This window comes from Kitasatospora sp. YST-16 (assembly GCF_026802215.1).
Taxonomy (GTDB): domain Bacteria; phylum Actinomycetota; class Actinomycetes; order Streptomycetales; family Streptomycetaceae; genus Kitasatospora; species Kitasatospora cineracea.
On sequence record NZ_CP113837.1, the window covers coordinates 3,446,480 to 3,472,044 of the forward strand.

Below are 25,565 nucleotides of genomic sequence, written 5' to 3' on the forward strand. Positions count from 1 at the left end.
AGCCATGACCACCGACCTCACCCAGCGCCTGCTCGACCGCTTCGGGCCGTCCGGCCTGCGTCGCCCCGCACCCACCGAGTTCGCCGGCACTGCCGCGCCGGCGGAGGCGGTCGCGCTGCTGGCCTCCGCCGGGGTGCCGCTGCAGGTGGGGCCGTACTTCAGTGCCGCCCGTGAGGACGAGCCGCTGCGGCTCGCCGACTGGGCCCGCGGTGTGGGCCTCGCGGTGGACGACCGGCCGGAGGCGGGGTGGGCGCGGCTCGGCAACGACCGGGGCGCGGAGCTGTGCCTGGACGGGCAGGGCCGGGTCTGGGCGGTGTACGTGACCTTCCAGGGGCCGTCGGTGCCGGTGAACGGCGGCCTGGCGGCGTTCCTCGACAACCTGTGCGAACTGGACGACAACCTGCGGGCCTTGGGCGCGGCCGGGAACCCGGACGAGGTCTTCCGGCTGTTCTCGGCGGCGGAGAGCCGGATGCGCGGCACCGACCTGCGCGCGTTCGAGAGCGACGAGCAGTGGTGGCCGCGGGTGCTGGAGGACATCCGGCACACCCGCGGCGTGCCGGGCTACGCGGCGTTCAAGATCCGCGGGCAGGGCGGCGAGCCGCAGATCGTCACCGCCGACGGCTCGCTCGCCCTGCACGCCGAGGAGGCGCTGTGGCACCGGCTCTCGACCGCCGGCCTCGCCCCGGAGGACGTGCTGGAGGTCTACACCGAGCTGCAGGCCTGCTTCATGCCGGGCCACTACTGCAGCGTGTGGATGGCCCGGACCTTCCCGGCCGCCGAGTTCAGCCACAGTTACGACTACGGTGACACGGCGGCCGAACGCGAGTCGGGCGTCCGCGAGTTGGCTGCCGCGCTCACCGAGGGGAAGTAGCGCTCAGCCCAGCACCGGCAGGTACGCGGAGAGGTCGCTGCGCTCGCCGCTCGCGCTGAGCGCGACGTCCAGCACCGAGGCCCAGGGCACCCGCCCGGTGGCGAGCCGGATCCAGGTCAGCGGGTCGGTCTCGACCACGTTGGGCGGGGTGCCCCGGGTGTGCCGGGGGCCCTCGACGGCCTGCACCACCGCGTACGGCGGGATGCGCAACTCGACTGCGCCGCCCGGTACTTGGACGGCGAAGGCGTCGGCGAGCAGCCGGGCGGTGGAGGCCAGCGCGAAGCGGTCGTGCGGGAAGGCGTCGAGGCCCAGCGCGTCGGCCAGGTCGTCGGCGTGCACCACCGTCTCGACCAGCCGGGTGACCAGGAAGTCCGCCAGCGGCATCGGGCCGAACCGCATCGGGATGATCCGGCCGGGCTCCCGGCCCTCCTCGCTGTCCAGGGCCTTCCACAACTCGCCGATCTGCCGGTTGAGTTCGCCGGACACCTGGGCGGCGTCCCCGGCGAACTGCTCGGCCACCAGCTCGACCGCGGTGGCGTCGATGGTGGCGGCCGCGGTGCGGGTCTGCGACGCCCAGTACAGCGGGGTGATCGGGGCCTGCGGCGGCAGCGGGTCGTGCAGGTGCAGCGGCACCCAGCTGGCCACCATGCCGAGGTGGGCGACGAGTTCGCGCACCCGCCACTCCCCCAGCCGGGTGGGGCGGGCGAGCCGCTCGTCGTCCAGTTCCCGGACGGCGGCGGCGATCGCGTCGAGCTGCCCGGTGAGCGCGGCGCGCACCTTCACCGGGTCGTAGGTTCGGGGCTTCACGGTGGGCATGCCCGCAGCGTACAAAACCCCGCGGGGCGGCCGGACCGAATCATCCGGTTCGGCCGCCCGCCGGTGACACCGAGCACCGCGTCACAGGCGCCGGGTGCGCGGCGACGGCACGGCCGGTTGCTCCGCCGCCCCGCCCCTCGGACTTCCGGCTGGTGAATCACCCCGGACGGCGGGGAACGGCCCTGGACAAAAGGACACCTTTTTCCAGCGACGTCACCGGTTCCGAAATCAGCCGGACCGGCAAACACGCTGGTCAAGCCGGTTGCAGGCGGCGACAACTCGCCGACTGGAAAGGTCGAAACCCCCTGCGGACAGAACCGCCACGATATTGCGGCATCGACCGTTCGCCCTAGAAGGATACGCTGACGCCGGATCAACGAGCTCTTTCCGAAGCCTGATCTCCCACCCGCGCCGCCACCGGCGGACCGCGTCGGCCGAGACCGAAACCGAGCACACGACAAGGGGGACGGAACTACATGTCAGACGACTGGAGAGCACTGCTGAACGCGGGCCCGCTCGCGGTCCTGCGCGCATTCGAGAACTGCACCGCCGACGAACTCGACCGGCTGGCCCAGGACTACGCGTTCCGCGGCGAACTCGCCGAAAGCTGCCGGCTGTTGGCCGGCCGGGCGTACGAGGACAGCGACCGCCAGGCGCTGGAGGAACTGCACGCCGTCCTCGCCCGCGTCTACGACCGCGATTTCTCCGCGGCCCCCGTCGTCGGGGTCGACCACGAATGGCAACCCCTGCTGCGCGACGTGGCGGCCCTGCTGGAGCGGGCGATGCTCGACGACCAGCTGCGGCGGATACCGGAGGAGAGCGTTTCCGGCTACCCGGTCACCGGTGTCGAGTACGTGCGCTGGCTCAAGACCATGGTGAGCGAGCACCCGGCCGGCTGGCATCCGCTGTACCACGAGTTCCTGCCCGAGCACGGCGGACGGGAGGAACTGCGCCTGCTGCTCGCGCAGGAGACCAACCTCGACCCCCGCTTCGACGACATCCTCGCCGTCATGCAGATCGGTCGGCACGGCGACGAGAAGATGGAGATCGCCGCCAACTACTGGGACGAGATGGGCAACGGAGATCCCGCCCGGGTCCACACCCTGTTGTTCGCCCGAGCGCTGGCCGCGATCGGTGTCGACAGGGAGTACATCACGCGCACCTTCCTCCCGGAAGCCGGTGTCTCCGGCAACCTGTCGGCCTGCCTCGCCCTGTCCCGCCGTCACTACTACAAGGCCGTCGGGTACTTCGGCGTCACCGAGTACCTGGCCCCGCGCCGCTTCCGCTGCGTGGTGGACAGTTGGCGGCGCGCGGGACTCGACGAGGTCGGCATCGTCTACCACGACCTGCACATCGGCGTGGACGCCGGGCACGCCGCCGGCTGGTTCAAGAACGTGGTCGGGCCGCTGGTCGAAGCCGACCCGCGGGTGGGCCGCGAGATCGCACTCGGTGCGGCGATGCGGCTGAACACCTCCCAGGACTACCTCGACGCGCTACTGACCCGGATGCGCGCCGGTTCGGCGCTGGCAGCCGCCTGAGCGACGGACGCGCCGGTCGTCCCCACCCGCACCCGTCGGCTCCGCCACGCACCTCCACGCACCTGGTGCCGGGGAACGGCTGCCCCGTCACCGGCCCGGAGCGCACCGCTCCGGACACCGGCGGGCGGCCGGACCGAATCATCCGGTCCGACCGCCCGCGGGGTGACGGTGCGTCAGGCGAGCAGCGCCTCGATGACGCCGGTGTGGGCGTCGCGCAGCTCGGCCAGGGTGACGGTGAACTGGCCCTGGACCTCCAGCGCCTCGCCGTCCACCACGCCGATCCGGGTGGCGGGCAGGCCGCGGGCGCCGCACATGTCGTTGAACCGGAGCTCCTCGCTGCGCGGGACGGCCACCACGGCGCGACCGGCGGACTCGGAGAACAGGAACACGAACGGGTCGATGCCTTCCGGGACGACCACGCGGGCGCCCTTACCGCCCTTGAGGCAGCTCTCCACCAGGGCCTGCGCGAGGCCGCCGTCGGAGAGGTCGTGCGCGGCGTCGACCATGCCGTCGCGGGAGGCGGCGATCAGGATCTCGCCGAGCAGCCGCTCGCGCTCCAGGTCGACCTTGGGCGGCAGGCCGCCGAGGTGGTTGTGCACGACCTGCGACCAGGCGGAGCCGCCCAGTTCGTCGGCGGTGTCGCCGAGCAGGTAGAGCAGCTGGCCCTCCTCGGCGAAGCCGACCGGGGTGCGCCGGGTGACGTCGTCGATGACGCCGAGCACCGCGACCACGGGGGTCGGGTGGATGGCGACGTCGCCGGTCTGGTTGTACAGCGAGACGTTGCCGCCGGTGACCGGGGTGCCGAGCACCTGGCAGGCGTCGGCCAGGCCGCGGGTGGCCTCGGCGAACTGCCACATCACGTCCGGGTCCTCGGGGGAGCCGAAGTTGAGGCAGTCGGAGACCGCGAGCGGCTTGGCGCCGCCGGCCGCGACGTTCCGGTACGCCTCGGCCAGGGCCAGCTGGGCGCCGGTGTACGGGTCCAGCTTGGCGTAGCGGCCGTTGCCGTCGGTGGCGACCGAGACGCCGAGGTTGGTCTCCTCGTCGATCCGGATCATGCCGGAGTCCTCGGGGGTGGCGAGCACCGTGTTGCCCAGCACGTAGCGGTCGTACTGGTCGGTGATCCACGCCTTGGACGCCTGGTTCGGCGAGCCGGCGACCTTGAGCAGCGCGTCCTTCAGCTCGTCGCCGCATCCCGGGCGGGCGAGCCGCTCGGCGGTCGGGGCGTCGGCCTGCAGGGCGTCCTGCCAGGACGGGCGGGCGAACGGGCGGTGGTAGGTCGGGCCCTCGTGGGCGACGGTGCGCGGCGGCACGTCGACCACCAGCTCACCGTGCCAGAAGATCTCCAGCCGCTCGCCGTCGGTCACCTCGCCGATGACGGTGGCGATGACGTCCCACTTCTCGCAGATCTCCAGGAAGCGCTCGACCTTGCCGGGCTCGACGATCGCGCACATGCGCTCCTGCGACTCGCTCATGAGGATCTCCTCGGGAGAGAGCGTGTGGTCGCGCAGCGGGACGGTGTCCAGTTCGATCCGCATGCCGCCGGTGCCGGCGCTCGCGAGTTCGCTGGTCGCGCAGGACAGGCCGGCGCCGCCGAGGTCCTGGATGCCCGCGACGAGGTCTTCCTTGAAGATCTCCAGGGTGCACTCGATGAGCAGCTTCTCCTGGAACGGGTCGCCGACCTGGACGGCGGGGCGCTTGGCCGGGCCGGTCGCGTCGAAGGTCTCCGAGGCGAGCACCGAGACGCCGCCGATGCCGTCGCCGCCGGTGCGGGCTCCGTACAGGATGACCTTGTTGCCGGGGCCGGAGGCCTGCGCGAGGTGGATGTCCTCGTGCTTCATCACGCCCACGCAGAGCGCGTTGACCAGCGGGTTGCCCTGGTAGCAGGAGTCGAAGACGACCTCGCCGCCGATGTTCGGCAGGCCCAGGCAGTTGCCGTAGCCGCCGATGCCCGCGACGATCCCGGGCAGCACCCGCCGGGTGTCCGGGTGGTCGGCCGCGCCGAAGCGCAGCGGGTCCATCACGGCGACCGGGCGGGCGCCCATCGCCAGGATGTCGCGCACGATGCCGCCGATGCCGGTGGCCGCGCCCTGGTAGGGCTCGATGTACGACGGGTGGTTGTGCGACTCGACCTTGAAGGTGACCGCGTAGCCCTGGCCGACGTCGACGACGCCGGCGTTCTCGCCGATGCCGACGAGCATCGCGTCGTTCTCGGGGGCCTTCTCGCCGAACTGCTTGAGGTGGACCTTGGAGCTCTTGTACGAGCAGTGCTCCGACCACATCACCGAGTACATGGCGAGCTCGGCGCCGGTCGGGCGGCGCTCCAGGATCTCCCGGATCCGCGCGTACTCGTCCTCCTTGAGGCCGAGTTCGGCCCAGGGCTGGGCCGCGTCCGGGGTCTGCTCGGCGTTCTTGACGGTGTCGAGGCTCATCAGGCGTTCACCAGCTGCTTCAGGACGGAAGTGAAGAAGCCCAGGCCCTCGGTGGTCGGACCGGTGAGCGGCTCCACGGCGTGCTCCGGGTGCGGCATCAGGCCGACGACATTGCCGGCCGCGTTGGTGATGCCGGCGATGTCGCGGTACGAACCGTTCGGGTTCACCTCGAGGTAGCGGGCCACGATCCGGCCCTCGGCTTCCAGCTCGTCGAGGACGTGCTCGTCGGCCACGAACCGGCCCTCGCCGTTCTTCAGCGGAACGACGATTTCCTGGCCGGCCGAGTAATCCCGGGTCCAGGCGGTGGAGGCGTTCTCGATGCGGAGCTTCTGGTCGCGGCAGATGAAGTGCAGCGAGTCGTTCCGGGTGAGCGCGCCGGGCAGCAGGTGCGATTCGCACAGCACCTGGAAGCCGTTGCAGATACCGAGGACCGGCATTCCGAGCTTCGCCTGCTCGATGATGGTGTCCATCACCGGCGAGAAGCGGGAGATGGCACCGCAGCGCAGATAGTCGCCGTAGGAGAATCCGCCGGGCAGGACGACGGCGTCGACCTGGTGGAGATCCTTGTCACGGTGCCAGAGGGCGACCGGCTCGGCGCCGGCCAGGCGGACCGCGCGCTGGGCGTCGCGGTCGTCGAGGGAACCGGGGAAAGTGACGACGCCGACTCGGGTGGTCACTGCCCCTCCTCCTCGACGCGGACGGTGAAGTCCTCGATCACGGTGTTGGCGAGGAAGGTCTCGGCGGCCTCGCGGATGCGGGCGAGCGCGGCGTCGTCGACCGGCCCTTCCAGCTCCAGCTCGAAACGCTTGCCCTGGCGGACGTCGGCGATCCCGGCGAACCCGAGACGCGGCAGTGCACGCTGCACCGCCTGGCCCTGGGGGTCGAGGATCTCCGGCTTGAGCATGACGTCGACTACGACGCGTGCCACTGGCACTCCCGGTGGTGATTGCGTGAAGGCGGGGGAACTCCAGACTACCTGGGTGGCGGGGGCGTCTTGCGGGCCACCAGCGGCAACGCGCGTAGACCCACACCCCTTACGCCCCAAGGGCCGCGGGCTCCCGCCCCCTCCGGGACGCATCCGATTTCGCCGGTTTAATCCCGTCTCCGGCGGACGGGTATCGACCCGGGTATCCGCCTCCGGCGGAAGCACGTGAATATCCCGAAAAAAGGAATCCCCAACTCTACGATTTCACCGGCCCCCGGGTGCAGAATAGGGCGACCGGCAGCCGAACGCGCCGCATCTCGGCGTGGGCTCCCCTGCCCTCCGGCGGATGCCGCGATCCCGGCCCAGCGGACCGGCGGGGCATCCGAGACCCCCGACGGCCGAATTGCCCGAGAGGATTGACACCCATGGCTCAGCGTGTAGTCGTCACGCTCTCCGACGATCTGGACGGCGGCACCGCCGCGGAAACCGTTCACTTCGGCGTGGACGGGAAGTCGTACGAGATCGACCTGTCCGCCGACAACGCGGAAAAGCTCCGGGAGGCCCTCGCCCCGTTCGTCGCCGCCGGCCGCCGGCAGAGCCGCAGCGGAAAGTCCTTCCGCCGCACCGCGCTCACCCCCGACCCGGCCGCCGTCCGCGCCTGGGCCCAGTCCAACGGGCACGAGCTGCCCGCCCGCGGCCGCATCCCGAAGCACGTGTACGAGGCGTTCGCCGAGAGCAACTGACCGTCGCCACGGGCCCGTTCCGGGCCCGCCGGCCTTCCCCGGCCGCGCCGCCGGGGAAGGGTGGGGCGAGCAGGCCGATCGATGTTGTAGAGTAATTCTCGTCGCCGCAACCGGGGGAACCCGAACGGGGCGGCCGGTGCCCAGGCACCGTGCGGACGTGGCTCAGTTGGTAGAGCATCACCTTGCCAAGGTGAGGGTCGCGAGTTCGAATCTCGTCGTCCGCTCGCAGTCAGCGTGAACAGACTGGTGCAGTACAGCAGTACAACTCCATATCCTGCGGACGTGGCTCAGTTGGTAGAGCATCACCTTGCCAAGGTGAGGGTCGCGAGTTCGAATCTCGTCGTCCGCTCCAGTTCCGAAGGCCCCCCTCCACCGAGGGGGGCCTTCGGCGTTCCCGCCCCGGTTTCCGCCGGCGGATCCCCCGCCCGCTCCCCCATCCGTTCCCCCGCCCGTTCTCCCGTCCGGCCCGGCACCCGATGACATTTGTCACCGCCGACCCGTGCGGACGCACCGGCGCCCGGTGACGGCCCGCACTACTGGCGGGCCCCGGCCGCCGGGAGGCTGGGGCCATGACCGACACCAGCCGCCCCCGCCCCGCCGTCACGGCCCGCGGGCTGCACCGCCGCTACGGACCGTCCGGCCCCGGCGGCTTCGAGGCCGTCCGCGGCCTGGACCTCGACGTCGCCCCCGGCGAGCTGTTCGCCCTGCTGGGCACCAACGGCGCGGGCAAGACCTCCACCCTGGAGGTGCTGGAGGGCCTGGCCGCGCCCAGCGGCGGCGAGGTCCGGGTGCTCGGGCTCGACCCGCTCCGGGAACGGGCCGCGCTGCGTCCGCGGATCGGCATCATGCTCCAAGAGGGCGGCTTCCCCGGCGAACTGACCCTGGCCGAGACCGGCCGCTGCTGGGCCGGCCTGACCACCGGCGCCCGGGCCGTCGACGAGGCGCTCGACCTGGTCGGCCTGCTGCCCCGGCGCACCGTGCGGGTCAAGCAGCTGTCCGGCGGCGAGCGCCGCCGGCTCGACCTGGCGATGGCCCTGCTCGGCCGCCCCGAGGTGCTGTTCCTGGACGAGCCGTCCACCGGCCTGGACCCGGAGGCCCGGGCCTCGGTGTGGCGGCTGATCCGCGAACTGCGGGCGGCCGGCACCACGGTGGTGCTCACCACGCACTACCTGGCGGAGGCCGAGGAGCTCGCCGACCGGCTGGCGATCATGCACCACGGCCGGGTGGTCACCGGCGGCACGGTCGCCGAGGTGCTGGCCGCCCACCCCGCCCGGATCGGCTTCGAACTCCCCGAGCGCACCGGCCCGCACGCCGCGCTCGACCTGCCGGTCCTGCCCGGCGCCGTCCCCGAACTGGACGGCCGCCGGGTGCTGCTGCGCACCCCCGACCTGCAGGGCACCCTGACCGAGCTGCTCGGCTGGGCCGCCCGCCACCGGGTCGAGCTGGCCCGGCTGGACGCCCGCAGCGCCTCCCTGGAGGAGGCGTTCCTCGCCGTCGCGGCCTCCGCCGACCCGGCCGCCGCCCCCGTCGCCCCGTCGCAGATCGGACGTGCCGCATGAGCGCCACCGCGCCCGCCCTCACCCCGTTCTCCCGGCTGCTGGCCCTCGGCCGGGCCGAGACCGTGCTGCTGCGCCGCAACCGCACGGCGGTGTTCCTGGCCCTGGTGCTGCCGTTCGTCCTGGTCGGCTCGCTCCGCTCGGTCCTGCGGGCCGCCGCCGAGCGCACCCCCGGGTTCGACGTGAACGGCAACCTCGTCACCGGCTCGATGGGCATCGTCCTGCTGGTGGTCGTCTACACCAACCTGACCACCGCCTACACCGCCCGCCGCAACGACCTGGTGCTGAAGCGGCTGCGCACCGGCGAGGCCGCCGACGCCGAGGTCCTGCTCGGCACCGCCGTCCCCTCGATCGGGCTGGCGCTGCTCCAGTGCCTGCTGCTCGGCGTCGGCGGCTTCGCCCTGCTCGACCTGCGCGCCCCCGCGAACCCGCTGCTGGTGCTGGCCGGACTGGCCCTGTCCGCCCTGCTGCTGACCGGCCTGGCCGCCCTGTCCAGCGCGGTCACCAAGACCGTCGAGACGGCCGGCATCACCACCCTCCCGCTGCTGCTGGCCGCCCAGTTCGGCTCCGGCCTGATGATCCCGCTGGAGTCCATGCCGGACGCCGTGGCGGACGTCTGCCGCCTGCTCCCGACTACTCCCGCGTTCCAGCTCCTGCACATCGGCTGGCTCGGCACCGACGGCACCGGCCCGTCCGGGGGCTTCCTCGGCAGCTGGGGCCCGGCCGCGCTGCCGCTGCTGCTGGCCGCGGCCTGGGCGGGCGCGGCGGCCTGGGCGGCCCGCCGCTGGTTCCGCTGGGAGCCGCGCCGCTAGATTCGTCCGACGACCACCCAGGAACGACGGAGGGCCGCCCCGTGCGGATGAGCAGGCCGCGACCGGTGCGCCGCTGGCGGGCGCTGTCCAAGCCGCAGCGCACCGAGCTGTACGTGCGCTGGTCGCTGTACGCGGTGGCGCTGGTGCAGCCGGTGGTGACGCTCGGCGTGGTGGCCGGGAGCTTCGGCCGCGACGGGGTGACGGACGCCGAGTCGGCGGTGGCCGTGGCCGGCTCGCTGGCGGCGGCGGCGCTGAACGGGGTGCTGGTCCGCGTCGGCATGGCCGCCTACCTGGGGCGGCGGCCCCGCCCGTACGCCTGGGTGGCCGTGGCGGGCGCGGCCTCGGCGACCGTCTCGGTGGCGGAGCTGCTGCTCGGGCCGCCGGTGGAGGCGGAGGGCGCGTCGTTCCCGCTGACGGTCTCGATCCTGACGATGACCTTCTGGATCGCCGCCACCGCGGTCGCCCTGTCGGTCCTGGAGACGGCTGCGGCCGCCGTGGCGGGTCTGCTGCTGGTCGCGCTGCCGCTCCTGCTGACGGGCGCCTCCCCCGGGTTCGTGGCCGGGCTGCTGACCGGCTGCCTGCTCGGGTCGTCGATCGCCGCCTGCACCGCCCGCGGCTCGGCCTGGACCGCGAAGGTGGTGTGGGAGCTGGACGCCGCCCGGGAGGCCCAGGCCCGCCTCGCGGTCGCCGAGGAGCGGCTGCGGTTCTCCCGGGACCTGCACGACGTGCTGGGCCGCAACCTGGCCACCATCGCGCTGAAGAGCGAGCTGGCCGTGCGGCTGGCCCGCCGTCAGCAGCCGCAGGCGGTGGACCAGATGACCGAGGTGCAGCGGATCGCGCAGGACTCGCAGCGCGAGGTGCGCGAGGTGGTGCGCGGCTACCGCACCGTCGAGCTGCACACCGAACTGGCCGGCGCCGCCTCGGTGCTGCGGGCCGCGAACGTCGACTGCCGCACCGAGCTGTCCGGTGCGGGCGGCCTGCCCGCCGAGGCGCAGTCGGTGCTGGGCTGGGTGGTCCGGGAGGCGGCGACCAACGTGCTGCGGCACTCGGAGGCCGCCCACTGCCTCTTCCGGCTGCGGGTCTCGGGCGGCACCGCGGTGCTGGAGGTGGAGAACGACGGCGTCCCGGCCGTCCCGCCGCCGCGCGCGGAGGGCGCGGGCAGCGGCCTGCGCGGCCTGGGCGAGCGGCTGGCCGCGCACGGCGGCACCCTGAGCACGGCCGGCAGCGGCCCCGGGCGGTTCCGGTTGACCGCCGAACTACCGATCACAGCAAGGGAACTGGCGTCATGACCGATCCGGTGCGGGTGCTGCTCGCGGACGACGAGCACCTGATCCGCGGCGCCCTGGCGGCGCTGCTCGCCCTGGAGGACGACCTGACGGTGGTCGCCGAGGCGGCCTCCGGCCCGGAGGCGCTGGCGATGGCCGCCGCGCACCGCCCGGACGTGGCGGTGCTGGACCTGCAGATGCCGGGCCTGGACGGTCTGGAGGTGGCGGCCGAGCTGCGCCACCGGCTGCCGGAGTGCCGGGTGATGATCGTGACCGGGCACGGCCGCCCGGGCTACCTGAAGCGGGCCCTGGAGGTCGGGGTGCGCGGCTTCCTGCCGAAGACCGTCTCGGCCTCGGACCTGGCCGGGATCATCCGCACCGTCCGGGCCGGCGGCCGCTACGTGGACCCGGAGCTGGCGGCGGAGGCGATCAGCGCGGGCGACTCCCCGCTGACCCCGCGCGAGACGGACGTGCTGGAGCTGGCCGCGAACGGCTCCTCGATCGCCGAGATCGCCGACCGGGCCGCGCTCTCGCCGGGCACGGTGCGCAACTACCTGTCCTCGGCGGCGGGCAAGCTCGGCGCGGAGAACCGGCACGCGGCGGTCCGGATCGCCCGCGAGCACGGCTGGCTGTGAGGCGGCCCCCACGGCCAGCCGTACCGGGAGGTCACTTCCAGTCGAGGCCGGTGAGCTTCTCGTAGGCGTCGATGTAGCGCTGCCGGGTGTGCGCGACCACCTCGTCGGGCAGCCGCGGCGGCGGGTTCTCGCTCCTGCGGTCCCAGCCGGAGGCGGGCGAGGTCAGCCAGTCGCGGATGATCTGCTTGTCGAAGGACGGCTGGTCGTGGCCGGGCTCCCACTCGTCGGCGGGCCAGAACCGCGAGGAGTCGGGCGTGAGCACCTCGTCGCCGATCACCAACTCGCCGTCCAGCAGGCCGAATTCGAACTTGGTGTCGGCCAGGATCAGGCCGCGCTCGCGGGCGATGTCGCGGGCCCGGGAGTACACCGCGAGGGTGGTCTGGCGCAGGGTGGCGGCGAGTTCGGCGCCGATCCGGCGGGCGGTCTCCTCGTAGGGGACGTTCTCGTCGTGCTCGCCGACCTCGGCCTTGAGCGCCGGGGTGTAGATCGGGCCGGGCAGCTCGGAGCCGTTGTCCAGGCCCGCGGGCAGGCCGACGCCGCACACGGTCTGGGAGACCCGGTACTCCTCCAGACCGGAGCCGGCCAGGTAGCCGCGGGCGACGCACTCCACCGGCACCATGTCGAGGCTGCGGCAGACCAGGGTGCGCCCGGCCCAGTCGGCGGGGGCGCCCGCGGGCAGCTCGGTGGAGACCACGTGGTTGGGGACGATGTCGGCGATCCGCTCGAACCACCACAGCGAGAGCTGGGTGAGGACGCGGCCCTTGTCGGGGATCTCGTTGGGCAGCACCCAGTCGTACGCGGAGGTCCGGTCGCTGGCCACCATCACCAGGTTGCCGTCGGCGTCCCGGTACAGGTCGCGCACCTTGCCGGTGTGCAGGTGGACCAGGCCGGGCACCTGGACCGGCTCGGGCTTGGTGACGAATCCGCTCACGGTCAGTCAGTCCTCACAGCTGGGGGGCTCTGCGACCGAGTCTTTCACGCCCGTCCGCTCAGGAGCCGGTGCGCCCCTCCTTGCAGAGGTGGTCGAGCAGGTTGGCGGTGGCGCGCTGGATCCGCTCGTCGGTGTGCCCGGGCCGGTCCAGCGCGGGCGACCAGGCGAACGTCCCGGCGGCGAACACGTACGCGCCGCTGGGTGCCCGGTACAGCGAGGTCTCCTGGTGGCCGGGCCGCCCGGCGGCGTCCCGGTACGGGGAGTGGGCGAGCAGGACGCGTTCGGTGTGCGCGGGCAGCGGGACCTTCGGGTAGTAGCGGTCGGCCTCCCCGGCGACCAGGTCGGGCAGTTCGTCGCCGTCCGCCAGCCCGGTGCCCTGCCAGAGCCAGTGGCCGGTGTTGCGGGCCACCAGCGGCACCGGGGCGGGCACGCTGCCCGCGTACTGGATGCCCAGCAGGTGCTGCTCGGGCTCGCCGGCGTCCCGCCAGAGCGCGGACGCCGCTCCGGGCACCCCGGCGGCGGGGTGGTCGGGCGCGACCCGCTGGCGCTTGCGGCAGTTCAGCAGCCGGGACGGTTCGCCGTTCGCCCCGGCCGACAGCTCGACCCGCCAGTACACGGCGTTCGCGGACAGGAACACCAGCGAGGTGCCGCCGTCCCGGGCCCGTTCGGCGGCCCGCCGCATCGGCTCCGACCAGTACTCGTCGTGGCCGGGGAAGACCAGCGCCTTGTAGCGGGAGGCGTCCACCAGTCCGGCGTGCAGGTCGGTGGCGGTGGCGTATCCCAGGTCGTAGCCGTAGCGCTCGGCCCAGCGGATGAAGTCGTAGGCGTGCCCGACGTGCAGCGGCAGCCCGGCCCCGGCGTGCGGCCGGTCGAAGGAGACCGTGACGGCCGCCTCCCCCTCCCCCGCCAGGCGCCCCGCGCCGTCCCAGGCGTGGTAGAGGCTGGCCCCCAGGTGCCCGTCCTCGGGGAACAGGTTGTACGCCTGCCAGGTCACGTCGGGCAGCACCAGCAGCAGGTCGGCCGGGTCGAAGTCCCGCACGGTGAACGGGATGTGGCTGCGGTGGCCGCCGTCGGCGGTGGTCAGCACGGCGACGTACGCGCCGGAGCGCCAGTCCGCGGGGACCTGCAGCCGCCAGGACTGCCACCAGTGGTGGCAGGAGACGGTGCGGTCGGCGACCATCGGGGCGGGCTGGGCCAGGCCGGAGATCAGCGGGCTGGAGTACACCTGCCGGGCGCCGTCGCCGCCGTCGTGGCCGATCCGGTAGACGTCGACCTGGAACTCCTGCGGCGGGTTGACCGTGACCCGGAAGTCCACCGCGCCGCCGGGCCGGGCGGTGCCCGCCGAGGCGAAGCCCTTGATCTGCTGGCGCACGTCGTCGGAGTTGCGCGGGCCGCTGACGGCCGGGCGCGGCCGGGCCGGTCCGTCCACCGGGCGCTGCCCGGGGGCGTCCACGCTCACGTACCAGGGGACCACGCCCTCGCCGTCGGCCAGGTAGTGGTCGGGGCTGCGGAGCCAGGGCAGCGGGCCCTGCCCGAACGGGTCGGAGACCCCGTGCGCCAGCGTGCCGGACTCCCACCGGCGGTTGGATTCCGTCCCCACACGCCCTCCCCACCCTTCGCCCATCCACCGAGGGTTTTGGCAATTGCCATGCGGATGTGCGTGCGGTCCAGCACACCACAGTTGGACGGCGAAGCGTCACCCCACCGTAGCAATTGGTACGGATGAAACCGGGTTTCCCCGGGCGGTCCGGAACCGTCCCGGTTCAGCCCGAAAGGCGGACCGGACGCTCCAGCCCGACCCCGGCCCGTTCCAGCCAGGCGCGCAGCGGTCCGTCCTGCCCGTCCTCGACCGCGCGGGCCACCGCGGGGGCCAACTCGGCCCGGGGGGCGGCCGGGCAGACCAGCACCGGCCCGTCCAGCCAGTCCAGGCCGGGGGTGGCGGTGCCGGCGTCCACGGCGGCGCAGCAGACGGTGGCGGTCAGGTGCTCGACCAGCAGGTCGCGGCCGCTGCGCACGGGGGGCAGCGGGGGCGCGACCCGGGCGGCGCGCGCCACCTGGCCGGCCAGCGCGGCGGACAGCTCCTCGGCCTCGCCGGCCGCCAGCCGGGCCAGCAGCTTGTCCAGCGCCGGGCCGGTGTGCGGGCGGTCGTCGCCGAGCGCGGCCTGCAGCGCGGCGGCCTGGGCGCGCCAGCCGCGGTCGACGACCCGGTGCGGGTAGTCCGCCCAGTCGAGCGGCTGCCAGCCGCCGGCCGGCTCCTCGTGCAGCAGTTCGGCGGCCAGCCGGGACACCCGGGTGTCGACCAGGCCGGGCTCCTCCAGCAGGTCGCAGGCGGGGCGGTCGCCGAGCCGGTTCTCGTAGCCGTCGGCGAGCCGGTCGCGGCGGGAGAGCTCGGTGAGCGCGGAGACCACGCCGGCGTTCAGGTGCGCGGGGTGCAGGCCGAGCCGCCAGGCGGGCAGCGCGACCCGGGTGAGCAGCCGGTCCCAGCCCGCGTAGGCCAGGCCGACCTGGGCCTGGGCGGCGATCCGCGGCCCGTAGTCGACGGCCCGGGCCTGTTCGGAGGCCCAGGCGGCGACGGCGTGCTCGAGTTCGGCGGAGTGCTCGCGGCAGGCGCCGAGCAGGCGGCGGTCGACCGCGCCGGCCAGCGCGGCGGGGCCGCGGCGGCGCTCGCCCAGGGCGGCGTCCAGGGTGCGCACCCAGCGGCGGGCGGCGGCGATGTCGGGGTCGGCGGCCGCGGCGGTGCCGGCCACCACGGGGGCCAGCAGGGCGCGCAGTTCGCCGGCCCGCATCCACCACAGGAAGGGGGAGCCGATCACCAGCACCGGGGCGGCGGGGCCGGTCCGGCGCCCGGCGGGGTGCGGTTCCTCCAGCCAGCTGTCGCAGTCGGGGGTGAGCGCGATCGCGGCGGGCGCCGGCACGTCCAGGCGCTCGGCGAGCTCCTCGATCAGCCGGTACAGCTCGGGGGCGTCGGCCCGGGCCAGCGGCACCGCGGGGGTGACCGGCGGGACGGCCCGGCGGTGGCCCCGGGCGACCAGCGCGGCCAGGGCCAGGGTCAGCGCGGCGACCGCGCAGACCGCCCAGCGGATGCCGTCCCAGAGCGGGGCGTCCGGCGCCCCGGGGGCGCCTATGTGTCCGGTGAACCGCCCGGCCAGCAGCACCACCGCGCAGGCGGCGGGCAGCGCGGCGGCGGCCACGGCCCGTCCGCGCAGACGCAGGACGGCCTGGGCTCGTGCGCGTGCGGTGTCCACTGCAGCCATCGCCGCGGCACCCCCTTCGCAGCCGACTCGACTCGATCAATTCCGGTACGGGAAGCGGCGGGTGCCGAACCCGGTGGTACGACTCGCGTGGCGCTCTCCCGCCAGTCTCGACGCCCCGGTGCGGCCGGGTGTTCCGGAAGTCCGGCGATTCCACCCGTCCTGGTGACACCGCGGCGGGACGCGCCACGCTCCCAGCATCCCCCCGGCGCGTCGGCGCGACGAGCCGCGTCCGCGCCGGTGCCCCCGCCCCGGCGCGATGCAGCGCACCCTAAGGCCCGCACTCCCGCCCCGTCAGCGGGATGCCCGGGGCATCACCCGAAGGGCTGGTTTTCCGACCGCGGCGCTGACCGCGGCGACCTCGGGAAACGCCGCGGGGCGCTGCGTCCGGACGGGTCGGTCCGGGCGCAGCGCCCCGCGGGCGCGTTCTGCTACGGGAGTTGCTGCCCGGCGGCGGCCGCCGCCGCCGCGATGTCGGTGCGGTGCTGGGCCCCCTTGAAGGAGATCTCCGCGACGCCCGCGTACGCCTTCGCCCGGGCCTCGGCGAGGTCCGCGCCGACGGCGGTCACCGACAGCACCCGGCCGCCCGCGGTCAGCACCTCGCCGGCCGGGCCGGACCTGGTGCCGGCGTGCAGCACGGACGCGCCGTCGGCCTCCGCCGCGTCCAGGCCCTCGATCGGGTCGCCGGTGCGCGGGCTCGCCGGGTAGCCCTCGGAGGCCATCACCACGGTGACCGCGGCCTCCTCGGACCAGCGCAGCGGCTCCAGCTCGCCGAGCGTGCCGTCGGCGGCGGCGAGCAGCACGCCGGCCAGCGGGGTGCGCAGCCGGGCCAGCACGACCTGGGTCTCCGGGTCGCCGAAGCGGGCGTTGAACTCGATCACCCGGGTGCCGCGCGAGGTCAGCGCCAGGCCCGCGTACAGCAGGCCGGAGAACGGGGTGCCGCGGTGGCGCAGCTCGTCGACGGTGGGCTGCAGGACGCTCTCCAGCACCTCCGCGACCAGGCCCTCGGGGGCCCAGGGCAGCGGCGAGTAGGCGCCCATGCCGCCGGTGTTGGGGCCCCGGTCGCCGTCCAGGGCGCGCTTGAAGTCCTGCGCCGGGACGAGCGGGAGCACCGTGGTGCCGTCGGTGATCGCGAACAGCGAGACCTCGGGCCCGTCCAGGTACTCCTCGATGACCACCCTCCCCCGGCCCCCAGGGGGGCCGGGAGGTGCCCCCATGCAGGCCGCGGCGTGCTCCAGCGCGGCGGCCCGGTCCTCGGTGACCACGACGCCCTTGCCGGCCGCCAGGCCGTCGTCCTTCACCACGTACGGGGCGCCGAACGCGTCGAGCGCGGCGGCGGCCTCCTCCGGGGTGGTGCAGACGTAGGAGCGCGCGGTGGGGACGCCGGCCGCGGCCATCACGTCCTTGGCGAACGCCTTGGAGCCCTCCAGCTGGGCGGCCTCCTTGCCGGGGCCGAAGACCGGGATGCCGGCCGCCCGCAGCGGCTCGGCGACGCCGGCCACCAGCGGGGCCTCCGGGCCGACCACCACCAGGTCGGCGCCCAGTTCCCGGGCCAGCGCGGTGACGGCGGCGCCGTCCAGCTGGTCGACCGGGTGCAGGGCGGCGACCCGCGCGATCCCGGCGTTGCCCGGGGCGCAGTGCAGCTCGCTGACGGCGGGGTCTTGGGACAGTGAGCGGCACAGGGCGTGTTCGCGGGCGCCGGTTCCGATGACGAGGACCTTCACGCCTGCCAAGCCTAGTCGGTGGCCGGTTCCGCCCCGTCGGCGGCTCCGGTCGGAAGCTCCAAGTGCCGGGGCGGTCGACACCCGGTGATTCGTAGGAAACCACAAGCGTCCCCCCGAACGGCGGCCGCGTCACGTCGACGTCCCCGGCCCGGCTCGCTCGGACGGGTGAAATCCGGCCACCCGGCGCAACCCTCCCACCTCGGCTTCCGGAGGTGAAATCACATAACGATCACTGCGGAAGCGCCCCCACGGTCAGCCATTTGGCGGTAAGAAGTGCTGTTGGACCAGGACCCGGCCCCACCGCCGGGCACGGCACCATGGGCGGCTCCAGACCCGCGCGCGGCGCCACGGGTCCGCACCGCCACGCAACGAACCGCGGGTTCCGCGCGCCGACGGCCCGACCCGCCGGGCCGTTCGGGTTCCGTACCGTCAGTCCCGGTGCCCGCCGGGCCTCCGCAGTCACCCCGCCACAGGGAGCGCCACAGGTGAGCCAGCCGGAAATGCAGCCCGAGGAGAGCCCCTGGGGCAAGGAGGTCGCCGACGACGACCAGTCCGTCCCGGGTGCCGCCGGACGGACCCCGACCCGGCGCCGCGCCGACCTGAGCGCCCGTCAGTTCCCGCTCGGCGACTGGGGCGAGCCCGCCGAGCGCCTGGAGGAGCTCTACCGCTGGTCGGAGGAGCGCGCGGTCGAGGCGATCGACTGGTACCGCCGGGACCGGGTCTGGAAGCGCCGCTGGGCCCGCCTGCTGCGGTTCTCCGCCACGGTGTTCGGCGTCGGCGGCGTCACCGCCCCGCTGGTCTCCCTCACCGGCGAGCTCCCGCACGCCATGGAGTGGGGCTACACCGGCCTCGCGCTGGCCGCCGCCTCGCTGGTCGCCGACCGCGCCTTCGGCCTCACCTCCGGCTGGATGCGCGACGTCTCCACCTCGCAGGCGCTGCAACGCCGCCTGGAGGCCTTCCAGTTCGACTGGGCCTCCGAGTGCGTCCGGGAGGTCCTGGGCCCCACCGAGGGCACCGCGGGCGAGGCCGCCGAGCGCTGCCTGGGCGTGCTGCGCCGGTTCTGCGAGGACGTCTCCGACATGGTCCGCACCGAGACCTCCGAGTGGATGCTGGAGTTCCGGGCCGGCATGAGCCAGTTGCCCACCCAGGCCCCCGGTTCCTGGGGCGGCCGCAACGAGGGCGGCTCCGGCGCCCAGGTCCGGGTCCTCCCCCCGCCGGGCACCCGCCCCACCATGCCCCGCCAGCGCCCCCCGGAGGGCCCGCTGCGCTGACGGGCCGCCCGACCGTCCGTCCGCTACGCGAAGACGACCATCGAGCCCTGGGTGACGCTGCGGGTGGCCGCCGTGTAGAGGCCGGACCAGGCGTGGCGCTCGCGGGCGTAGGGGTGGAAGTCGTCGATCGGCGGCCCGAAGGGCTGCTCCAGCCGGGTGGGGCCGAGCGGGCGGGTGGGCAGCGGCGGGTCGAGCGGATCGATGCCCAACAGCGGTGCCACCGCCTGGAGTTCGCGCAGCAGCCCGTAGGAGGAGCCCAACGGGCCGCCCGCGGCGAGGAGTTCGTCGGCGACCAGCGGGAGCTGGAAGTCCACCGGCAGGTACGCGCCCGCGTGGTCGAAGTGCCAGACCAGGTGCGACTGTTCGGCCGTGGTCTCGAACATCTCCAGCAGCTGCTCGTAGTCGCTGCCGAGCGCGTCCACCGGGGTCACCTCGAACCCGGTGAGCCCCAACAGGTAGGCGCGGCGCAGGAAGTGGAGCGAGTCGTAGTCGAACGCGGCTATCGTCTCGACCTCCCCGGAGAAGCCCGGCACGTACGGGTGCACCGGAACCGGCGGCAGCCCGTGCTGGGCGAGCACCGCGTTGTAGCGGTCGAGGTCCTCGCGGAACGGGTTCTCGGGGCTGTGGGAGAGCACGTCCACGAGCGGGACGAGCCAGAGGTCGCAGGCCATGGGCCGGCTCATCCTCTCGGGTGGCGGGGCAACGGGCCCCAACCCTACCGGCCCGCGGCGGGCTCCCCGCTGCCCGGGCGGAACGGCCGGGCGAAGCGCCCGGGCGGCACGAAGCGGGGCATCGGCACCCGGCCGAGGCCGACCGCGGCGGAGGCCGGCCGGGGTGCGGCGGCGGGCGGCCGCTCGGCCGGCGCGGCCGGCGGCGGGATCAGCGGTTCGCGCAGCAGCCGGAGCACCGCGACGCCGTCGAGCGGCTGGCCGAGCCGCCGGGCCAGCAGCTCGACGGTGGCCAGGTTGTAGTCGTTGACGATCCGGTGCGCCCCGGCCCGGTCCCGGGCCTCGATCCGGTCGACCAGCTCGCCGTGCCGGTCCCAGCAGACCCCGGCCAGGTCGCCGCCGGCCCGCAGGTGCGGGGCGGCGAACATCCAGGACTGGATCCGCAGCCAGCCCAGGTAGTCGGCGATCCGGCCGTTGCACAGCACCCCGGCGGCCTCCTGCCAGAACCGCAGGTCGCAGCCGACCAGGACGTCGAGCTGCCCGGCCCGGGCGGCCCGGGCCGCGGCGTCGGCCCGGCGGCGCAGCGAGGCCAGCCGGGACCAGTCGTAGCCGTGCGGCCGGCCCGACAGGTGGCGCAGCGCGTTGTCGGTGAGCAGGGTGCGGGCCTCGAAGATCTCCAGGAAGTCGTGCCAGCTGAACTCGGGGACGGTGAAGCCCCGGTGCGGTTCGCTGACCAGCAGGCCCTGGGCGGCCAGGTCGACCAGGGCCTCCCGGGCGGGGGTGGCGGAGACGCCGTAGATGTCGGCGATCTCCTTGACGGTGAAGTTCCGTCCGGCCGGGAGCCGGCCGGCCATCATCTCGTCGCGCAGGGCGTCGGCGATCTGCTCGCGGAGGCTGTGGCGCCGGATCAGGGCGCGCCCGCCCCCGGTTCCCGCAGCGGTCATGGCCGCCCCCTCTCCGTGCCGCGCGCGCCCTCCTGCGGCCGGGAACCGGCGCGCGAAACGCGCACAGAGTACCCCGGAATGGTCAATCCGGACCAAGGGCACGGAAAATCCGCGCCCCCGTTCCGGCGGGGTCAGCGCTGCACGGGGGCGGGGATGCCGAGCAGCCGGTCCCGGTGGACCGGGAAGTCGGCCCGGCACGCGGCGACCTCGGCCGGGTCGAACTCGACGGTGAGCACCTGCTCGTCCGGCCCGGCCTCGGCCAGCACCCGGCCCCAGGGGTCGACCACGATGCTGCGGCCGGCCTGCTCGACCCCGCCGTGGGTGCCGGCGGTGTTGCAGGCGAGCACGAAGGCCTGCTCCTCGACGGCGCGGGCCCGGGCCAGCAGGTTCCAGTGCTCGGCCCGCCGGGCGGGCCAGGCGGCGGGGACCACCAGCAGTTCGGCGCCGGCGTCCAGCAGGGCCCGGAACAGCTCGGGGAAGCGCAGGTCGTAGCAGGTGGCCAGGCCCAGCACGGCGGGGCCGGCGTCCGCGGTGACGATCTCCTGGCCGGCGCCCATCGCCACCGCCTCGCCGCTGTCGAAGCCGAAGCGGTGGATCTTGCGGTAGGTGCGGACGAGTTCGCCGTCGGGGGCGAACAGCAGCGAGGTGTTGTAGATCGGCCCGTCCGGGTCCCGTTCGACGATCGACCCGGCGTGCAGCCAGCAGCCGACCGCCTTCGCGGCGGCGGACATCGCCTCCGCGGTGGGGCCGTCCAGCGGTTCGGCGCCGGTCGGCCAGGCGTCGTACGCGAAGCCCCCGACCGGCCACAGTTCGGGCAGCACCACCAGGTCGGCGCCGTCCTGGGCGCGGACCATCGCCGCCGCCCTGGCCCTCCGCTCGGCCGCCGGCTCGGCGTCCGACACGGCGAGTTGGATCAATGAAGCGCGCACAGTACCACCGTCCACGACAAGAGTCCTACGATCGTCACCCGAAAGCGCTGCCCTGCTCTCACCCGGCAGCGTAACGTGCCGTATGCGCGTCCGTGCGGAGGTCTCGGCAGCCCGGGCGACGTGGGACGACGCAAGCCGACGGAGGGGCCGGAGATACCCGTGACGGACAAGCAGACCGTGCAGGCGTACACCGATGCGTGGACGCAGTCGATCGAGTCCATATCCGAGCTGCTCGCCCCGCTGCCGACCGACGCCTGGAACCGGGCCACCGAGTGCCCGGGCTGGTCCGTGCGGGACGTGGTCTCGCACATCATCGGCGTCGAGTCCGAGCTGCTCGGCGACCCCCGCCCGATCCACGCGCTGCCGCGCGACCTGCGGCACGTCACCGACGAGTTCACCCGGTACATGGAACTGCCGGTCGACAAGCGCCGCTGCTGGACGCCGGTGGAGATGACCAGCGAGCTGGAGTACACGGTGATCCGCCGCTCCCGGGCGCTGCGCAACGCCAAGCACGAGCCGACCGACCCGGTGCGCTGGCCGGCCGGCCCGCTGGCCCGGGACGTCCCGTACGCGACGCTGCTGCGGCTGCGGGCCTTCGACGTGTGGGTGCACGAGCAGGACCTGCGCCGCGCGCTGCAGACGCCGGGCAACCTGGACTCCCCGGCCGCCGTGGTGACCAGGGACCTGCTGATCTCCTCGCTGCCCAAGCAGGTCGCCAAGCGGGCCGGTGCGCCGATCGGCACCACGGTGGCCTTCGACGTCGCGGGCGCGCTGCCGTTCCACCGCACCGTGCGGATCGGCCCGGACGGCCTGGGCACGGTGGACGACTCGGTGGTGCTGGCCCCCGAGGTGCGGCTGTCGATGGACTGGCAGACCTTCGTGCGGCTGTGCTGCGGCCGGGTCCGCCCGGAGACCGCGATCGTGAACGTGATCGGCGACCAGGAGCTCGGCAACCGGGTGCTCGCCCACCTGACGAGCACCCCCTGAGCCGCTACCGGTCCAGCTTGCGGCGCAGCCGCAGGATCATCGCCGTCCCGAGCAGCAGCGGCAGCAGCTGGAAGCAGAACGCCAGCTGGTAGGCGTGCGCGCTGTAGCTGTCGCTGCCCGGCTCGGCGAGCGCGTCCAGCAGGACGCCGATGCCGAGCAGGGTGATCATCGAGCCGATGAAGCCGCCCATGTTGGCGATGCCGGAGGCGGTGCCCATCCGCTCGGCCGGGTTGTACGCGCGGGCGTAGTCCAGGCCGATCAGCGAGGCCGGGCCGTTGCTGCCCATGACCAGCATCAGCACCACCAGCAGCCACAGCGGCGGGTGCCCGTGCGGCCAGGCCAGGGTGGCGGTCCAGCAGAGCGCGGTGGCGCCGAGCACGGCGAAGGTGATCGGCAGCCGGGAGGCGGCCGTCCGGGAGACCATCCGGCCGAACAGCAGGCCGAAGGCCATCCCGCTGAGCACCAGCAGGCTGAGCATGCCGCCCGCCCCGGCCCGGGACATGCCCTGGCCCTCGACCAGGTAGGGCAGCCCCCACAGCAGGCCGAACGCGGACGCCGGGAACGCCGTGGTGAAGTGCACCCACATGCCGAGCCGGGTGCCGGGCTCGGACCAGGCGGCCCGGATCTGCTGCCCGACCGGCAGCCGCAGGCTCTCCCGCGGCACCGGCACCGGCTCCGGCCGCCCGGGCGGGGCCTCCTTGAGCAGCGCCAGCACGGCGACGAAGACCGGCACGCCGGTCAGCGCGATCGCGCCGAAGGTGGTGCTCCACCCGGCGCTGTGCAGCGCCTGCGCGAGCACCACGGTGGTGACCAGGTTGCCGCCGGTGCCGACCAGGCCGGTGAGCTGGGCGACGAACGGGTTGCGGGCGGCCGGGAACCAGCGGGCGGCGACCCGCAGCACGCTGATGAAGGTCATCGCGTCGCCGCAGCCGAGCACCGCGCGGGAGGCCAGCGCGGGCGCGAACGCGGTGGAGAAGGCGAACGCCAGCTGCCCGGCGCTCATCAGCGCCACGCCCAGCAGCAGCACCCGGCGCGGGCCGATCCGGTCGACCAGCAGCCCGACCGGGACCTGCATCCCGGCGTACACCAGGACCTGCAGGATGGAGAAGGTGGACAGGGCGGAGGCGCCGATGCCGAACCGGGCGGCGGCGTCCAGCCCGGCCACGCCGAGGCTGGTGCGGTGCACCACGGCGAGGACGTAGACGGTGACGCCGACCGTCCAGGCGAACCAGGCGGCGCGGCCGCCCGGCGGGTGCAGGACGGCGGGCGGGGCGGCGGTGGCCGGGGCGGCGCCGGGGGCGTCGGCGGGCCGGCGGGGAGCGGGTACGGACAGGGACGGTGCGGTGCGGGCGGGGTCCACGCTCATAGTGGCACCAGGCTAGTCATCCCATGACCTGACCTTTGTCCCGGGGTGCCCCCGGGCGTCCGGTTTCAGCCGGTGAGCGTCCAGCTCTCGGTCCGGGTCATGTACTGGTTGCGGAAGCCCTCGTCGCGGACCCAGTCGGTGGTGTCCCGCACCGTCGCGGTGACGGTGTGCCGGCCGCCCGGTTCCAGCCCCAGCGCCCCGGTGTCCAGCCAGGTGCCGTCCGCGCTGCCGGCGTCCACCGGCCGGCCGTCCAGCGTCCAGCCGATCTGCAGCTGCCGGGGGCCGGTCAGCGCCAGCGGCCGCACGTGCAGCCGGGGCCGCCCGGACACCGGGCCGGGGGCCGGCTCGGGCGGGTCGGCCGGCTTCACCCGGCGGTACAGCTGCTCGACGATCGCCTCCCGGGAGGGCAGGTTGTAGCTGCCGCCGAGGGTCCGCATCACCGAGTCCGCGGTCGGCCGGTACAGGCCGTTGGCACTGCGGTAGGCGCCGATCACGCCGCCGCCGTCCGGCGACTGGGTGCCCAGCCAGTGCCACCACTTGGTCTTCTCGCGGAGCATGTCCTCGGCGTCCACCGCGGACAGGTTCGGGTAGTCCGGGTCGTTCGGCGCCGAGTCGTACTCGTCGCCGAGGGTGCCGATGGTGTGGCCGATCTCGTGCTGGATGATCCGCCCGGCGTCCGGGCTGCCGCCGGACAGCGTGGTCACCCCGGTGCCGCCGGCCCCGCCGTACTCGGTGGAGTTGGCCAGCGCGATCAGGTACTGCGGGCCGTCGCCCTGCCCGGCCCAGCGGGCGGTGGCCTCCTCGTCCGCGCACAGCAGGCGGGCGGTGCCCTCGCACCAGAAGCGCATCCCGAGCGGGGTGGCGGGGGACTTCCCGGCGCTCTCGGTCTCCGCGATGCCGGGCACCGGGGAGGTCACGTCCACCCGCCGTATGTTGAAGAACCCCTGGTAGGTGCGGAACGGCTCGATCTCCAGCAGCGCCCGCCAGGCCCGGTCCGCCTGCTCGTGGAACAGCTGCTGCTGGGCCGCGGTGTAGCCGTCGCCGAGCAGCACCAGGGTGATCCGGTTGGACGCGTCGCCGGTCAGCCGCAGGTCCACCGAGGGCGCGCCGGGGGCCCGCAGGTCGGGACGGGCGGCGGGCGGCGCGGGCCGGTCCGGGCCGGGCGGCGGGCCTATCGCCGTCGAGGGCGCGGGCGAGGCCAGCTCCACCGCGGCGGGCAGCACGGCGGCGGCCACCAGCAGCAGGGCGGCGGCAGAACGCATCACGGGGCCGGGGGCACCAGTCGGCATACGCGGGGGTCCTCGCTGCGACGGTCACCCGGCCTGGCTGCGCGGGTGGATTGATCGCACACACGTACCCATCCGGGCCGGGGGCCCGGCGGGGCTGGCGCGAAACTCCCTCGGGCGGCCCAATGCACGACCCGCCCGGCCGCGCTCCACCCGCCCGCCGCTGCGGCCCCCAAGTGCCGAACAGCACGCCGGAGTTGGAAATCCGACCGGCCGCCCGCCGCGCGGGATACGCTGCCGGACGGGGGAACGACAGGGGGGAACACCGCATGGAGACCCGGCAGCGCACCGACCCGCGCGAGACGTTCGGACGCGCACTGCGCGGCCACCGGCAGGAGGCCCGGCTCACCCAGCAGGAGCTCGCCGCCAAGGCCGGGCTCGGCGTCCGCACCCTGTCCGACCTGGAACGCGGCGCGGCCGGCCCGCGCCCCGCCACCGCCGCCCTGCTCTGCGCCGCCCTCGGCCTCGGCGCCCCGGACGCGGAGGGCTTCCACGCACTGGCGCTGGCCAGCCGGCACGCCGCCCGCCGCTGACCGGCCCCGGAAACGGCTCCGGAAACGGCCCGGGCAACGACCACGGGCCCCGCTCCGGCACGCGGAGCGGGGCCCGTGGGGCGGG

23 protein-coding genes and 2 tRNA genes are annotated in these 25,565 nt (G+C 74.5%); 12 read left to right on the forward strand and 13 right to left on the reverse strand.

Translation table 11 applies throughout. From position 1 onward, the window contains the following. The first annotated feature begins 4 nt into the window (after window positions 1-4). Window positions 5-871 carry a nucleic acid/nucleotide deaminase domain-containing protein gene (locus OU787_RS15760; protein WP_268659712.1) on the forward strand — a complete coding sequence of 289 codons (867 nt, stop codon included), beginning with the start codon at window positions 5-7 and terminating at the stop codon, window positions 869-871. A 3-nt stretch (window positions 872-874) separates the two neighbouring features. On the opposite strand, the gene OU787_RS15765 is transcribed toward OU787_RS15760, so the two are convergent. Beyond that, window positions 875-1,687, reverse strand: coding sequence for a maleylpyruvate isomerase family mycothiol-dependent enzyme (locus tag OU787_RS15765; protein WP_268659713.1), 813 nt, complete (start codon window positions 1,685-1,687; stop codon window positions 875-877). 476 nt (window positions 1,688-2,163) lie between these two features. On the opposite strand from OU787_RS15765, the gene OU787_RS15770 reads away from it, so the two are divergent. Beyond that, complete coding sequence (locus OU787_RS15770; protein ID WP_268659714.1) at window positions 2,164-3,225, forward strand: iron-containing redox enzyme family protein; 1,062 nt, start codon at window positions 2,164-2,166, stop codon at window positions 3,223-3,225. Between the two features lie 173 nt (window positions 3,226-3,398). On the opposite strand, the gene purL is transcribed toward OU787_RS15770, so the two are convergent. From purL to purS, 3 genes are read right to left on the reverse strand one after another with little or no spacing between them, the layout of a single operon-like run. Then, window positions 3,399-5,654, reverse strand: a complete 2,256-nt coding sequence (gene purL, locus OU787_RS15775; protein ID WP_268659715.1) for a phosphoribosylformylglycinamidine synthase subunit PurL — start codon at window positions 5,652-5,654, stop codon at window positions 3,399-3,401. Next, window positions 5,654-6,331, reverse strand: a complete 678-nt coding sequence (gene purQ / locus OU787_RS15780) for a phosphoribosylformylglycinamidine synthase subunit PurQ (RefSeq protein ID WP_268659716.1) — start codon at window positions 6,329-6,331, stop codon at window positions 5,654-5,656. Before purQ ends, purL begins: the two co-directional genes overlap by 1 nt. After that, window positions 6,328-6,582, reverse strand: coding sequence for a phosphoribosylformylglycinamidine synthase subunit PurS (gene purS, locus OU787_RS15785; protein WP_268659717.1), 255 nt, complete (start codon window positions 6,580-6,582; stop codon window positions 6,328-6,330). The genes purQ and purS overlap by 4 nt, the downstream gene beginning before the upstream one ends. Window positions 6,583-7,004: 422 nt before the next feature. On the opposite strand from purS, the gene OU787_RS15790 reads away from it, so the two are divergent. The 7 genes from OU787_RS15790 to OU787_RS15820 all read left to right on the forward strand — a co-directional run bounded on the left by OU787_RS15790 (window position 7,005) and on the right by OU787_RS15820 (window position 11,590). Next, the gene (locus OU787_RS15790) at window positions 7,005-7,322 is read left to right on the forward strand and encodes a histone-like nucleoid-structuring protein Lsr2 (protein ID WP_014136949.1); all 318 of its coding nucleotides are present in this window, start codon (window positions 7,005-7,007) and stop codon (window positions 7,320-7,322) included. A gap of 151 nt (window positions 7,323-7,473) precedes the next feature. Continuing rightward, a tRNA-Gly gene (locus OU787_RS15795) sits at window positions 7,474-7,546 on the forward strand. A 52-nt stretch (window positions 7,547-7,598) separates the two neighbouring features. Beyond that, window positions 7,599-7,674 (forward strand) — tRNA-Gly (locus tag OU787_RS15800). Window positions 7,675-7,891: 217 nt separating this feature from the next. Beyond that, the gene (locus OU787_RS15805; RefSeq protein WP_268659718.1) at window positions 7,892-8,881 is read left to right on the forward strand and encodes an ABC transporter ATP-binding protein; all 990 of its coding nucleotides are present in this window, start codon (window positions 7,892-7,894) and stop codon (window positions 8,879-8,881) included. Further along, window positions 8,878-9,690 (forward strand): ABC transporter permease, encoded by an 813-nt coding sequence (locus OU787_RS15810; RefSeq protein WP_268659719.1) that lies wholly within the window; start codon window positions 8,878-8,880, stop codon window positions 9,688-9,690. The genes OU787_RS15805 and OU787_RS15810 overlap by 4 nt, the downstream gene beginning before the upstream one ends. A gap of 47 nt (window positions 9,691-9,737) precedes the next feature. Beyond that, the gene (locus OU787_RS15815; RefSeq protein ID WP_268659720.1) at window positions 9,738-10,979 is read left to right on the forward strand and encodes a sensor histidine kinase; all 1,242 of its coding nucleotides are present in this window, start codon (window positions 9,738-9,740) and stop codon (window positions 10,977-10,979) included. After that, a complete protein-coding gene (locus tag OU787_RS15820; protein ID WP_030457570.1) occupies window positions 10,976-11,590 on the forward strand; it encodes a response regulator transcription factor in 615 nt (204 codons plus the stop codon). The genes OU787_RS15815 and OU787_RS15820 overlap by 4 nt, the downstream gene beginning before the upstream one ends. A 31-nt stretch (window positions 11,591-11,621) precedes the next feature. Here OU787_RS15820 and OU787_RS15825 read toward each other — a convergent pair whose 3' ends face one another. The 4 genes from OU787_RS15825 to purD form a co-directional block, all read right to left on the reverse strand. Further along, window positions 11,622-12,521 carry a phosphoribosylaminoimidazolesuccinocarboxamide synthase gene (locus tag OU787_RS15825; protein WP_030457571.1) on the reverse strand — a complete coding sequence of 300 codons (900 nt, stop codon included), beginning with the start codon at window positions 12,519-12,521 and terminating at the stop codon, window positions 11,622-11,624. A gap of 58 nt (window positions 12,522-12,579) precedes the next feature. Continuing rightward, on the reverse strand, window positions 12,580-14,121 hold the full coding sequence (locus OU787_RS15830) for a N,N-dimethylformamidase beta subunit family domain-containing protein (RefSeq protein ID WP_030457572.1): 1,542 nt from the start codon (window positions 14,119-14,121) through the stop codon (window positions 12,580-12,582). A gap of 163 nt (window positions 14,122-14,284) precedes the next feature. Then, on the reverse strand, window positions 14,285-15,775 hold the full coding sequence (locus OU787_RS15835; RefSeq protein WP_268659721.1) for a hypothetical protein: 1,491 nt from the start codon (window positions 15,773-15,775) through the stop codon (window positions 14,285-14,287). Between the two features lie 428 nt (window positions 15,776-16,203). Then, window positions 16,204-17,496 carry a phosphoribosylamine--glycine ligase gene (gene purD, locus OU787_RS15840; RefSeq protein ID WP_268659722.1) on the reverse strand — a complete coding sequence of 431 codons (1,293 nt, stop codon included), beginning with the start codon at window positions 17,494-17,496 and terminating at the stop codon, window positions 16,204-16,206. 485 nt (window positions 17,497-17,981) lie between these two features. Here purD and OU787_RS15845 point away from each other — a divergent pair, with 485 nt between their 5' ends. After that, window positions 17,982-18,767 carry an SLATT domain-containing protein gene (locus OU787_RS15845; RefSeq protein WP_030457575.1) on the forward strand — a complete coding sequence of 262 codons (786 nt, stop codon included), beginning with the start codon at window positions 17,982-17,984 and terminating at the stop codon, window positions 18,765-18,767. Between the two features lie 23 nt (window positions 18,768-18,790). Here the strand turns inward: OU787_RS15845 and OU787_RS15850 are convergent, their stop codons facing one another. From OU787_RS15850 to OU787_RS15860, 3 genes are all read right to left on the reverse strand, one after another. Beyond that, window positions 18,791-19,438 (reverse strand): hypothetical protein, encoded by a 648-nt coding sequence (locus OU787_RS15850; RefSeq protein ID WP_030457576.1) that lies wholly within the window; start codon window positions 19,436-19,438, stop codon window positions 18,791-18,793. A 44-nt stretch (window positions 19,439-19,482) separates the two neighbouring features. Beyond that, window positions 19,483-20,379 carry a GntR family transcriptional regulator gene (locus tag OU787_RS15855; RefSeq protein ID WP_327059388.1) on the reverse strand — a complete coding sequence of 299 codons (897 nt, stop codon included), beginning with the start codon at window positions 20,377-20,379 and terminating at the stop codon, window positions 19,483-19,485. A 131-nt stretch (window positions 20,380-20,510) separates the two neighbouring features. After that, window positions 20,511-21,308, reverse strand: a complete 798-nt coding sequence (locus OU787_RS15860) for a carbon-nitrogen family hydrolase (protein ID WP_030457578.1) — start codon at window positions 21,306-21,308, stop codon at window positions 20,511-20,513. A gap of 159 nt (window positions 21,309-21,467) precedes the next feature. On the opposite strand from OU787_RS15860, the gene OU787_RS15865 reads away from it, so the two are divergent. Then, the gene (locus tag OU787_RS15865; protein WP_268659723.1) at window positions 21,468-22,295 is read left to right on the forward strand and encodes a maleylpyruvate isomerase family mycothiol-dependent enzyme; all 828 of its coding nucleotides are present in this window, start codon (window positions 21,468-21,470) and stop codon (window positions 22,293-22,295) included. Window positions 22,296-22,299: 4 nt separating this feature from the next. On the opposite strand, the gene OU787_RS15870 is transcribed toward OU787_RS15865, so the two are convergent. Further along, the gene (locus OU787_RS15870) at window positions 22,300-23,661 is read right to left on the reverse strand and encodes an MFS transporter (RefSeq protein ID WP_268659724.1); all 1,362 of its coding nucleotides are present in this window, start codon (window positions 23,659-23,661) and stop codon (window positions 22,300-22,302) included. Window positions 23,662-23,726: 65 nt separating this feature from the next. Beyond that, complete coding sequence (locus OU787_RS15875; RefSeq protein WP_268659725.1) at window positions 23,727-24,950, reverse strand: M64 family metallopeptidase; 1,224 nt, start codon at window positions 24,948-24,950, stop codon at window positions 23,727-23,729. A gap of 266 nt (window positions 24,951-25,216) precedes the next feature. Between OU787_RS15875 and OU787_RS15880 the strand changes: the two genes are divergently transcribed. Continuing rightward, window positions 25,217-25,480 carry a helix-turn-helix domain-containing protein gene (locus OU787_RS15880; RefSeq protein ID WP_268659726.1) on the forward strand — a complete coding sequence of 88 codons (264 nt, stop codon included), beginning with the start codon at window positions 25,217-25,219 and terminating at the stop codon, window positions 25,478-25,480. Window positions 25,481-25,565 lie beyond the last annotated feature (85 nt).